The organism is Jiangella asiatica (genome assembly GCF_004349065.1).
In the GTDB taxonomy this organism is placed as follows: domain Bacteria; phylum Actinomycetota; class Actinomycetes; order Jiangellales; family Jiangellaceae; genus Jiangella; species Jiangella asiatica.
On the sequence record NZ_SMKZ01000003.1, the window covers coordinates 103,612 to 115,728 of the forward strand.

The following is a 12,117-nucleotide window of genomic DNA, read 5'->3' on the forward strand; positions in this document are numbered from 1 at the left end:
TCCTCAGTAGTAGGTCACGGTCGGCCAGGCGAGTTCGCCTCCCTGGCGGACGAGTTCGTCCTGGACGTCGCGAAGCAGACCGGGGGTCGCGGTCACCTCGTGTGGTTCGCTACGGCGGGTCGTGCAGAACGCCGCCACCAGGCCGGCCGCCTCACCGATGCCCCATTCGACCGGGTGCAGCCGGTAACAGCCGTTGGTGATGTGCGTGGTCCCGATGTTCTTGCCCGCGGCGAGGAGGTTGCGTACGCGTCGAGGTACGAGTGCACGCAGCGGGATCTGGAACGGCCACGCCGGCACGTCGATGTAGTTGTCGCCCCGGCAGGAGGGGTGCAGGTCGATGCGGTAGGACCCGATGCCCACGCTGTCCTCGTAGGTCACCGGCCCGTCGGGGCGAACGGCGACCGCGAGGTCCTGTTCAGGGATGCGGTATTGCGCGCGGATCCGGCGTGACTCGCGGATGTACGGCCGCATGGCCAGTCCGTCGGCGGTCCCGGACACATCGGGACGCGGCCGGAGTCCTGGCCACCCGGTGCCGCCGTCGGGCCGCGGTGCTTCGGTCTGCAGCCAATAAAGGAAGCTGCGGCTCTGCGCCCGTGCCGCGGCAACGTGCGCCTCGTTCTCCTCCGGGCTGCCACCGAGAACGGGCCCGCCGAGATAGTCGATCATGGGCCAGTTCACGACGGTCACGTCGCTGCCGAAGACCCCGCGCCGGAAGTGGTTGCGGGCGAGGATCCGGCGGAACGTCCACAGCTCGTCCGACCCCGGATCCTTGCTCTGATCAGCGACGATGCTCCCCGGCTCGTCGTCGGGGTTGGGCTGGAACGCGTACCGGCGCGGTTCCAGCGTATGCGGGTGAGGGGCGACCCAGCCGAACTGCGGGCCGTGCCACCATCGCGGCTCCACGGCGCGCCAGGCGGCGTAGTCGTCCGGCTTGTCGATCGTGTGGTCTTCGCCGTCATGATGGGAGACGGCGAAGCACACCGAGACCGCCTGCATGTTCAGCGCGTCGGCCACGTCGGCCGCATGTGGCTCGCCGGTCTCGTCGCGCGACTCCGCGCCGGTCACGAACTCGGTACCGCTGAGCGCAAGAAGCTCACCGGTCTCGGTGGCGTCGAGCACGAACCGAGCGGTGACGACGACGTCACGCCCGCTGTCGAGGTCTCGGAACGCGACGGCCTGGACGCGATCGCCGTCGACGTCCGCGGACTGGGGCACGTGCTGGCGGAGGACGACGAGGGCGCCCGCGGCCTGCCACGGCGCGAGCATCGCATCGATGACGGCCAGCGCGACGCGTGGTTCGTGACACAGGGGGCCTACTCTGCCCGCTCCGGGGTTCAGGTGTGGAACCTCGCGGGACACCGACCGCAACGGATACCACTGGCGGTAATAGGAGCGCACGGCGTCGCGGAAGCGCCGATACCGTGCGGTCGCACCGAAGGACTCGATCCACGGGTGCTCGTCCGGTGGTACGAGCTGCGTGGTCAGCTGGCCGCCGAGCCACGTGGTCTCCTCCGTGAGGATGACGCGCGCTCCACCGGCCACGGCAGCCAGCGCTGCGGCGACCCCGCCCAGCCCACCTCCGACAATGAGGATGTCGGCGTGGTGCTCCGTCACTACTGGCTCCTGTCCTTCGGGCCGCTGGTCTCTCCAGCGACGAATGTGCATGGCAACGTCACCGTCTCGGCGTCGGCTTCGTCCGACTCGATCTGTCGGATCAGGAGGTCGACGGCGAGGGCCCCCATCTCCCGGCGCGGTATACGGAAGCACGTGAGCTCCGGCCCCGGTACGCCGTCCGGCGGGTCGTTGAGTGCGGCCACCGAGCACCGGCGAGGGACATCCAGGCCGAGCTCGGTGAGGATGGCGTGGATGCGCAGGGCGACTACCGACTCGTGCGCCAGGAACGCGGTGGCTCCAGCCGTGAGTAGTCCCTCGACGTCGCTCCGGGCCGGTCCGGCGTCGCGGTCGACCGGAACGACGAGTCCATCCGTGCGGAGTCCGTGCCTCGTCCGCGCCGCCGTGAACCCGGCGTCTCGGTCGTCCGACGGCTCGCTCGGCGTCCGCGCCGGGAGATACGCGATGGTCGTGTGACCGAGGGCGACAAGGTGGTCGACGACCTCCTCGGTGGCCTTGGCGTAGTCGGCACCGACGAAGGCCACGCCGTCGCCGGGGATGTCGCGCCGGCCGACCAGGACGAACCGGAATCCCTCGTCACGCAGCCGGACGATGTCGTCACGGTCGGTCTCCTTGCCCAGCAGGACGCATCCGTCGGCCAGCCTGAGCCGGTTGACGCCGTCGCGGTAGACGGACCTGCCCCCGTCGGCGCCCGTCGCACTGGTGAACAGCACCATGTCGTAGCCGAGTGCCTCCGCCCGTGCCTCGATGCCGACCAGGAACGGGTGGTAGAAGTCGTGATGATCCATCGGGAACATCGACTCGAACGTGTACACGCCGATCAGCCGGTTGGTTCCGCCGGCGAGGCTCCTGGCGACGGGGTCGGCGACGTAGCCGAGCGACCGGGCCACCTCCAGCACTCGTTGCCTGGTCTCCGGCGGAATGCGGACCGTCTCCGACTCGCGGTCGTTGATGACCAGCGAGACCGTGGTCTGCGACACCCCCGCGAGCTTGGCGATGTCGGCCTGGCGGGGTCGCCGCCGCCCCGTGCTGGTCACCGGCCGTCGTCCTCTCTGGTGCGTGCTTCGAGTTCGAAGTCGATCTCGAACGCTCGGTTCCACGGGAAGCGCACGCTCCCCGGCCTGATCCGGACTGTCGCGCCGACCGGGCCGAGCTCGGCGAGTCTCGCGTCGAGGACATCGGTGACCTCCTCGGTGGGCGGCAGCGTTCCCGATTCGATGATCGCGCGTCGTGCCAGGTTCTGGTATCCCCAGTCCTCGAGCAGGCGATGGATGACCGACCTGGAGTGACCGGCCCGCTGTTCGCTGGTACCGGCGAGCAGGTGGACGCAGCCTTGCGCCACCGCCGTGCCGATCGTGTTTCCCGCCGTGTTCCAGCCTCCGTACCCAGCCAGCTGCCGCAGGACTCCGGCCTCGCGCAAGGCCTTCACCAGAGCCGGGTCGGAGCCGTTGGCATCAGCGACGTCGGCGACGGTGACCCGATGGCCGGCGTCGAGGAGCTGGCGTACCCGCGCTGCGAGGCGCGTCGCCGCCGTGTCGTCGGATCGGTCGGGTACCACTGGCCAGCGGCACCAGTCCCGCGGTGGCTCGCCGGGCGGGTGCACCGCGAGCACGAGGTCGGCCGCTCCCAGGTCCTCGACGAGCTCGCCGCCAACACACTCGATCTGGGCGGCGACCGTCTGGCCGACGGGCACGTCCTCGTACGTTGCGACGCGGCCCAGGGCGTCCGGATCGACGCATTCCACGGCGACGGCGACGCGGCGGCCGGCGCGCGCAAGTACGGCGCGGGTGACCAGGACGGCGGCGGCTTCGTCCGCACCGGACAGACACCGCAGACGGTCGGCCAGGTCGAGCCGCCGGATCCAGGCCTCCAGCCATTCGCGCTCACTGGTCGACACGCTCTCCACCGTGCTGTCCTCGACGAGGATCGAGAGAGTGTCGATGACCCCGGCGGCGGCGAGCTCGATGCAGGCGAGCTGGACCGAGTGCAGCCGCATCCGCCGGGTGAAGAAGTCGACGGCCGACGTCGCCGGGACGGCGGCGCGCGCCGCCTCGGCGTCCGACGGGAGACCGTGTTCGGCCTGGTGCAGCTCACGCGACAGAGCGAAGAAGCGCCGGCCGTGCGTGGCCCAGTAGGGCGGCTCGGCGCCGGCGTCATCGAACGCCTTCGTCCGCATCAGCGTGACGAACGCATGAATGGGCCGGTCGGGAGCCGTCGCCCGGAGGCGCCGCAGGACGTCGAGCCGGGCGAGCACCGTGGCGAGCGGCTCGACCGTCCGCCGGGACGCGACGAACCCGCCGAAGGCCAGCTGGTTCACGCTCACGACGACGGCGTCGCTGGTGGCGGCTGCGGCCTCCAGCCAGGCGGACAGCCCGTCGACGTCGCCTGGTTCTCCGCCCGGCGGCACCAGGTGGCCCGGCGGCAGTAGGAGCCTCGCACCCGCCACCTCAGCCAGCGTGGCGACCTGAGATGTGTTCACGGGGCGGTCGTCGAGCGGCAGAAGCGTCACGGTCGTGGCGCCGGTCATCCCTTCACCCCTCCTGAGCCCAGGCCCTGTACGAAGTGCCGCTGGCCGGCTATGAAGATCACGACAACTGGCACGATGGCCACGATCGTGCTGGCCATCAGCGGGCCGTACTGAGTGGCGCCGCTGCCGGCGAACGAGCTGAGCGCCAGCGGCAGTGTCTGCATGTCCGGGGACGACACGACCACCAGCGGCCAGAGGAAGTCCTCCCAGGCGCCGGTGAAGGAGAGGACGGCGATCGTGGCCACGATCGGCCGCGCCAGCGGCAGGTAGATGCGCCAGAAGATGCGCAGCTCGCCGGCACCGTCGACACGAGCGGCGTCGGCGAGCTCCGGGGACAGGTCGAGGAAGTACTGGCGCGCGAGATAGATGTTCAACGGCTGGACCAGCAGCGGCAGGAGAAGCCCGGCATGCGTGTCCAGCAGCCCGGTGCCACCGTGTCCGAGCAGGTCGTTCCCGCCGGCGAGTGGGAAACCGCGCGTGATGAGGAAGAGCGGGATCAGCTGGACGACGGCCGGGACCATCGCGCTGGCGAGCACGACCACGAACAAGACCCTGGCGCCGCGGAAGTCGATGCGGGCGAGCGCATAGCCGGCGGCCGTGGCCGCGAGGCAGTTCGCCAGGACTGTCGACGTCGCTACCACCAGGCTGTTGGCCATCGCCACCGGGATGTTGGTCGAGTCCCAGACGAAGCGGAAGTTTTCCAGCGTCGGCGCGTCGGGCAGGAGGGCTGGGGGATAGCCGAAGACCTCCGTCGGCGGCTTGAACGCCAGCGAGAGCATCCAGACGAAGGGTGCCGCGACGAGCAGGGCCGCGATGCCGGCGACGATCGTCCGCCGCCAGCCGGTCCGCCCCACCCGCGGTGCGGGCGCGGTCACGGTCATCGCCGCCCTCCCTTCGACAGCACCTTGATGTTGAGGTATGCCAGGGCGAAGATGAGGCTGAACAACAGGAACGCCATGGCGCTGGCGTTGCCCAGGCGGTAGTGCTCGAACGCCTCGTTGTAGATCAGCATGTTGACCACGGTTGTCGACGACAACGGCCCGCCTGCGGTGAGTATGTAGACCTCGGCGAACGACTGCGCCAGATAGATGAGGTCGACGACCACCACGTAGGTGGTGATCGGGACGAGCAGAGGCAGCGTGACGTGGCGCAGGGTCCGCCACCGTCCGCAGCCGTCGACGGCCGCCGCCTCCAGGAGCGTCTTCGGGATTCCTTGCAACCCGGCCAGGAAGATGATCATGCCTCCGCCCAGCGCCTTCCACGCGCGCATCAGGATGAGGGAGAGCAGCGCCGTGTCCTCGTCGGTGAGGAAGGCGACTCTGGGCAGTCCGGCCAGGTCGAGCACGTAGTTGAACAGTCCGTCGTGGGAGTACAGCCACAACCAGATCATGCTGACCGCCACCAGGGGGACCACCCGCGGGAGGTAGAACAGGGAGCGGAACAGCGCAACGCCCGGGAAGCGACCGTTCACCAGCAGGGCGAGCCCGAGTGCGCCGGGCACGGCCAGCATCAGGGTGCCCAAGGCGTACTGTGCGGTCACCCCGACGGCCTGCCAGAAGGCGCCGGAGGTCACCACCTCGACGTAGCCGTCGAGCCCGTGGAACCGCGGGCCGCCGCGTTCGACCGGGTTGTACGAGGTCAGGCTCAGGTAGAAGCCGTAGAGGATCGGGACGACGGTGACCACGACCAAGGCCACGACGGCGGGGAGTACGAGGATCCAGCCGGCGCGGCGCTGCGTCGCCAGCAGCCGGCCGCGACGGGGCGGCGGGGCGGCGTCCGGGGCCGCCGCCCGCGTGGAACCGGTCATCGTAGCCATGGACAGCTCGTGCCCCTCAGTCCGCGGCCAACAGTGCGTCGGCCTCGGCCGCGGTGTCGTCGAGCGCCTGCTCCGCGGGCGTTGCCCCGCGCAACGCGCTCTCGACACCAGCGGCGAGCACGTCGCGCACCTGCGTCCAAGCTTCGAGGTTCGGGTTGCCATGGAAGCTTTCCACGGCCTCCATGAACGGCCCGATGTAAGGGGTATCGGCGAGCTCGGGATCGGTGGCGAGCGACGAGCGCGCCGGGATGCCGCCGACTGCCTGGACATACGCCTTCGCGTTCTCCGGGCGCAGCAGGAACTCGATGAAGTCCCACGCCTGATCCTGGAGCTCGGAGTCGGCGCTGATGAACAGTCCGTTGCCGGCGCCCCCGAACGCTGCCGCGGCGGCAGCGCGCAGCGGCGGCGCCACCCGTATCTGCTCGGCCACCTCAGGAGCCTGCTCGTGGATGCTCTTGAGCGTCGCCTCGTCGATGAGTGCCATGGCCGCCCGCCCGGTCGCGAGCGGGTGCTGTGCGCCGGCGCCGCTGGTCGCCTCGCCGAGGCCCATAGCGACCGCGCCGTCACCGTTGTACAGGTCGGCGAGGAACTCGAGGGCCTCGACGCCTTCCGGAGAGTTCCACGTCGCCGTCGTGCCGTCGCCGTCGACCAGAGACCCGCCTGCCTGGAAGAGGAACGATGTGAAGGCTTGCGACATGCTGGTCGGGTTGTCGGCGGGCATGATCACGCCGGACCGGGTGATCGTGTCTCCGTCGCGCTCGGTCAGCGTCTCCGCGGTGCTGCGCAGGTCGGCCCACGTCTGCGGCGGGTCGTCGGGGTCCAGGCCGGCGTCGGCGAAGGCGTCGGCGCGGTAGGCGAGCAGGAAGCCGAAGCCACGCAGAGGCATGATCACTTGTTCGCCATCGACCTTGCCGTCGTCCAGGAAGGTGAGATCCGCGACCTCCTCGGGTGGCAGGTCAGCGAGGTAGTCGTCGAGGACGACGACCCGGTCGTTGGCGGCGTAGCCCGCGGCGGCCGCGTTGCCGTGGCCGAAGACGTCGGGCGCGGTGCCGCCGGCGAACGCGGTGGACAGGCGCGCGGAGACGTCCGCCCAGTCGACGAACTCGACCTCGACCTCGACGTCGTGCTCGGCCTCGAAGGCTGGGACGAGCTCGTCGTTCACCCAGGCGATCTCCTGGCTGAGGTTGCCCGGGAACCAGACGTTCAGCACGTCGGAGTCGCCCGTCGCTTCGCCCGAGCCACACGCGGCGAGGACGAGGCCGGCCGCGGCGAGGCTCAGCGCCACAGGCGCTGATCTTCTCAGCTTCATGGTGTCTCCGTCTCGCTGGACTGTGGCGAGCCGTCACGTCGGCTGCCGATAATGCGCAGTACTTTGGTGGTGATGCGCATTATCTGTCAAGCCCACCTCTTGACAGCCATGCGATCGGGTCGGGAAACTGACGGCTGTCCGGATGTGATAATACGCATCATCAGGAGGATGCCCATGGAGCACTTCCCACGGCGAGCCAGCACGGCGGCATCGGCCGGGCGACGGCGGAGCGCTGTCAGGCGCTGGTGTGCCATCGCTGCCGCCATCGGTCTTTCGATGCCCGCTATCGCCGCGGCGGCGGACGATCCCGACGCGGCGGCCACTCGGAACGGGGGGAAGCCAACCGGTATCAGCAACATGGTCGGGGCGCCGATCCCTCCGCAGGCCCTCCCGGAGAACAACCCCAGACTCGTGGCACAGTTCTCGATCGAGATCGAGAACGTGGCCGGCGGTGCGATCGAGCACGTGTCGCTGGAGGGTGAGCGCACTGTCCTCGGCCACGTCGAGAGGCCGGCCACGGCGACAGTGCCGGCGAACGACGGCTTCTGGGCGTCCAAGTACTCCCGGGCGGTCGACGGGACCGCCGGACACCTGCTCGCGACCTCCGTGTACGTGCTGCGCTCCAAGGTGTGGCCCGACGAGCGCTACGATCCGCTGCATTACGAGGACTTCGACCCCGCCACGGATCCCCGCGACTGGACGACCAGCCTGCTGAACGTCCGGCCGGACCGCTACCTGGAGGCCGACCACGGCCGGTGGCTGGCCGACACGATCTACACCGACATCCCTGGTGGCTCCGGCATCTTCGGCGGCGACAGCTCGCTACCCACGGGGGCACCGCTGAGCTACTTCGACGAGAACGCGGGCACCTGGCGCCCGATCGCGGAACACTTCAGCGCTGATCCAGCCGCCGCGCCGCCGCGGCGGCTGCGATTCACCGCCTACCGGCCGGTCGTGTGGGACGAGTCGCCCAGCTACATCGAGTTCGAGAACTGGGCCGCCGGTGACACCGTGGCCGGCGTCACCCACCGCCGCAATGGACGCATCACCGTGGGCTACGAGCACGGCGTCGCGCGGCATGTCGCCGACGTCGTCCAGCGAGTCGAGGGCATCGGACGGTTCGCCGGCACCGAGTTCGCTCATGTCGGTCAGCTCGACACCAACCATCCCGGCGCCTTCACCTTCTCCACCTCGCCCTACACCGGGTTCAGCTGGGATCAGAACGTGCGAGGCGGCTTCCAGATCGTTCCGGCCAACCACGTGAAGTTCCTCAGCAACGATCTGGGGCAGAACTCCTTCATCGACCGTCCGCAGTGGCTCATCGTCGGGCCGGTCGGCGCGGACCCCGATGACCTGCATGACCCGCGGTACATCGTCGACGGTGAACTCTCCTTCACACCGGGCTGGGAGGCGATCGCACCGGTGTTCGGCATGTACGCCCGCACGACGTTCCATCCGGACGACCTCGAGGCGTCCACCTACCTCGAGGTCTCCTACGACCACGGCCGGACGTGGCAGCCCACGCCACAGTTCGTGGCCGTGCACGACCCCTCGACCTGCGCTGCTCCTACGTGCGCCCAGAACTGGACGAACCTCCGCGTCCACCTGGCCTATCCCGACGGCCCGTGATCGTGCCCGCCGGCCTGCCGCGCCCGATGGCGCGGCGGGCCGGTACGCCGGGCCTCGTGCCGTACGGATGACATCCGTACAAGATCGGGGCCGCTGCCGGCGAGCACCTCGTGCTCTTCATCGCTCGGACGAACTCCTTCGGCCGCATCGGTCGCACCTCGAGTGCCGTGGGAAAGCTGCATCCGGCTCTGAGGCCCGAGGGGCGCGCGCCTTCCGGTACCTGGCGCCATCGTGCCGGTCGAACCTCATGGCAATGCCTAGCAAGGGGTGGCTGGTGCTAGCTGATCGCCTCGGCGAACGACGTGGCGAAGCGCTCGAGTAGTCCCTGGTCGGCGGCGGCGTTGTGGGGGTTGAGTTCGGCGAGGGTGATCGCGGCCAGGCCGGGTCCGGAGGCGAGGATCTTCAACGCCGCTAGCATCTCGTCGAGCTTCAGGCCGGTGTTGCGGGATGGATGTTCCGAGAGTGGCGCGTCGGTGAAGTCGACGACGTCGACGTCGAGGTGGATGGCGTAGCGTTCGGAGCGGTCGGTGAGGAACCGCAGGGCTCGACGCGCCGTGCCCGTGGGATCGCCGCGGACATCCTCCACGGCCGTTCGCGCGAGTCCCAGTCGTTCGATCTCAGCCCGTTCGAACCGCGTGGCGTGTCGCATGCTGTGTGCGAACAGCAGGATCTGGCTGGGTACGAGCAGCGGGGCGTGCCCTGCGGCGGCTGCCAAGGCGGGCTCGGTTCCGTGGATCGCCAGCATGTGCGCGAGTGCCATCCAGTCCAGTGCTCCGTCGGTCCCGGTGGCGGGTGTGTTGAGGTCGGAATGCAGGTCGAAGTAGGCGACGGCGATGTCACCGAGCACGTGCTGGATCCCGGCGATCGTGCCGATCCCCACCGTGCAGTCGCCGCCCAGGACGAGAACTGTCCGGCCCGGCTCGTGGAGGGCATCCGCGACTCGTGTAGCCGTCGTCCGCACCACCCGCACGACGGCCTCGAGGTTCTGGGCCTGGGGCCTGGACCGGTCGGGACGCCATGGGACCACCGGGGAGTCCCCGAGATCGCTGACGTCATAGCCGACGTCGGACAGTGAGTCGATCAGTCCCGCGGCGCGGATCGCGGCCGGTGTCTGGTGCTGGCCGACGCCACACGCGCCGGCCCCCGAGGGAACGCCGAGGACTGCCAGCGATGCGGTCACAGGCGCTCCTCTCGCACGGACTCGGAGCGCACGTAGTGGGTCGGCCGGCCGAAGAGCACCGGCCAGGACTGGGGAGCCCACTCGGCGGCCTCGTCGACAGGTGATCTGGGGTCCACGCTTCGAGCGTAAACCCGTACCCAGGTACAGGATTCAAGCGCGAGGCGGGCCCGGGCCGTGTGGCTTCGCTGCCATTCGTGATCGCTGGTGCGCTCGGCGAACGGTGTCCCAGTCCGGCGCGCAGGCGCGCCCCGCGCCACGCCACCTACGATAACGGTTTCGTAGACAAAATCAGCGGTGCCAGGCTATTGACACCGTCATTCCGATCCATCAACGTAGGATCACGAATACGATTTCGAAGCCGGCAGAGGGTCGGTTCGAGGAGGCGCGAGTGGCCACGCACGAGCTGAGCTTCGACCCACGGCATCCGTGGTATCCGGTTCCCAATGTGCCCGGTGCTGAATGGAGTGTCGAGGTCTTCACCGTCGACGACGTCAGGCTGCTCGATCCCCGAAGGACCACCTTCGAGGGAGGAAGCCTGCTGGCTGACGGTCTGACGTGGCCGGGTGCTCAGCGCAACGTGGCCGGGCGGGTCCGCGCGGACCTGATGATCGCACCCGGCGGGGACGCCGTGACCTGGCGGATCCGGGCCGAGGCCGACGTGCCGGTCAAGGCGATCAAGCTGCTGTTCCGTGGACTTCCCGGCGGTGCCGAGGACGGATGGTGGTCGCCGACCACACCCCGCGACGTCGCGCTCACGCCGCGCCCGGACGAGCCGGTGCTGCTGCGCTATCCGTGGCCCAACTGGCAGACGCCGTGGATCTGCCAGGGCGAAGGCCCCGCCGTGACGCTGAGCACGCGGGACACCGAGGTGCGCGCCAAGCGCTTCTACACCTTCCTCCCGCCGTGGTCGCCGTCCGCGGTCACCGAGGTCGTCTGCGACCAGCTGGCGACCCGTCGCACGCCGGACTTCGAGGCCCCGCCGATCGTGCTCCGCACGTGCGCGGACGTCGCCGCCGTCCACGCCGACCTGGCCGAACACCTCGAGCACGTGGAGCGCTCCTTCGGCCTGGCCGACTGGGAAGACCGCGCGGACGTACCGGACTGGGCCCGCGACATACGGCTCGTCGTCACGTTGCACGGCCAGCACTGGACCGGCTACGTCTTCAACACCTTCGACGACATGGGGCGCATCCTCGAGGAGGTCACGCGGCACGTGCCCGGCGAACACGTGCTCGCTTACCTGCCCGGCTGGGAAGGCCGGTACTACTGGCAGTACCCCATCTACCGTCCGGGGGAGGACCTCGGCGGCGCGGACGGCTTCCGGCGGCTGACGCAGACCGCGCGGCGGCTCGGCGTGCATCTGATGCCGATGTTCGGGGCCAACGGCGCCAACGTCGGCCGGTACCCGCGGTGGGAGGACGCCGCCTTCCGCAGCGCCGGCGACCGGTACGTCGTGCACGTCAACCACCCGGACTGGGACGGTGACCGGACGCGAGAGGACGACCAGGTCTTCCTCAACCCCGGCGAGCCGGAGTACCGGGCCTTCCTGCGCGAGCAGATCGGCGAGCTGGTCACGTCGTACGACGTGGCCGGGGTGTTCCTCGACACCAGCGCCTGCTGGTTCGACGACCCGCGCCACGAGCTGTACGCCGGCTACCGGGCGCTGGTGGGGGAGCTGCGCGAGGCACATCCCGGCCTGCTCGTCTGCGGTGAGGGCTGGTACGACGCGTTGCTCGGGCTGCTGCCGGTCAACCAGACCTGGCTCGACGTCGCCCGGCCGCCGCGGACTCCCGACCTGCCCTACCGGTACTCGCGCGTGCTCGGCCATCTCAACAGCGGCTGCCCGGGACAGGGCAGCACCGGGGTCCACGAGGGCGGTTTCCGGGAGCCGGCCAAGCCGCTGCGCGTGCCCGGGTTCGTCCCGTCGCTGGGCTTCGTGTCCGACACGCTCGAGCGCTACGCCGACGACGTCGCGGCGTTCTGCCGGGAAGTCGGCGGGCGTGAGGACGGGAGGCAGCGGTAGC

Annotated in this window: 9 protein-coding genes; 2 read left to right on the forward strand and 7 right to left on the reverse strand. The window is 69.8% G+C overall.

What is annotated here, in order from left to right:
* Window positions 1-3 precede the first annotated feature (3 nt).
* Genes E1269_RS03655 through E1269_RS03680 form a run of 6 tightly spaced genes read right to left on the reverse strand, consistent with a single transcriptional unit; the run spans window position 4 to window position 7,284 of the window.
* Entirely contained in the window at window positions 4-1,614 is a 1,611-nt protein-coding gene (locus E1269_RS03655) for an FAD-dependent oxidoreductase (RefSeq protein WP_203432861.1), read from the reverse strand.
* A complete protein-coding gene (locus E1269_RS03660) occupies window positions 1,614-2,669 on the reverse strand; it encodes a LacI family DNA-binding transcriptional regulator (protein WP_162606217.1) in 1,056 nt (351 codons plus the stop codon). The genes E1269_RS03655 and E1269_RS03660 overlap by 1 nt, the downstream gene beginning before the upstream one ends.
* Complete coding sequence (locus E1269_RS03665; RefSeq protein WP_131891352.1) at window positions 2,666-4,159, reverse strand: DUF4127 family protein; 1,494 nt, start codon at window positions 4,157-4,159, stop codon at window positions 2,666-2,668. Before E1269_RS03665 ends, E1269_RS03660 begins: the two co-directional genes overlap by 4 nt.
* A complete protein-coding gene (locus E1269_RS03670) occupies window positions 4,156-5,040 on the reverse strand; it encodes a carbohydrate ABC transporter permease (RefSeq protein ID WP_131891354.1) in 885 nt (294 codons plus the stop codon). The genes E1269_RS03665 and E1269_RS03670 overlap by 4 nt, the downstream gene beginning before the upstream one ends.
* Window positions 5,037-5,966: a carbohydrate ABC transporter permease gene (locus E1269_RS03675; RefSeq protein ID WP_131891357.1), complete on the reverse strand. Its 930-nt coding sequence runs from the start codon at window positions 5,964-5,966 to the stop codon at window positions 5,037-5,039. The genes E1269_RS03670 and E1269_RS03675 overlap by 4 nt, the downstream gene beginning before the upstream one ends.
* Window positions 5,967-5,991: 25 nt before the next feature.
* Window positions 5,992-7,284 (reverse strand): ABC transporter substrate-binding protein, encoded by a 1,293-nt coding sequence (locus E1269_RS03680; protein WP_131891360.1) that lies wholly within the window; start codon window positions 7,282-7,284, stop codon window positions 5,992-5,994.
* 411 nt (window positions 7,285-7,695) lie between these two features.
* On the opposite strand from E1269_RS03680, the gene E1269_RS03685 reads away from it, so the two are divergent.
* On the forward strand, window positions 7,696-8,913 hold the full coding sequence (locus E1269_RS03685; RefSeq protein ID WP_131891363.1) for a hypothetical protein: 1,218 nt from the start codon (window positions 7,696-7,698) through the stop codon (window positions 8,911-8,913).
* 277 nt (window positions 8,914-9,190) lie between these two features.
* On the opposite strand, the gene E1269_RS03690 is transcribed toward E1269_RS03685, so the two are convergent.
* A complete protein-coding gene (locus tag E1269_RS03690) occupies window positions 9,191-10,093 on the reverse strand; it encodes an arginase family protein (RefSeq protein WP_162606219.1) in 903 nt (300 codons plus the stop codon).
* A 388-nt stretch (window positions 10,094-10,481) separates the two neighbouring features.
* Here E1269_RS03690 and E1269_RS03695 point away from each other — a divergent pair, with 388 nt between their 5' ends.
* Entirely contained in the window at window positions 10,482-12,116 is a 1,635-nt protein-coding gene (locus E1269_RS03695; RefSeq protein WP_131891369.1) for an alpha-amylase family protein, read from the forward strand.
* Window position 12,117 lies beyond the last annotated feature (1 nt).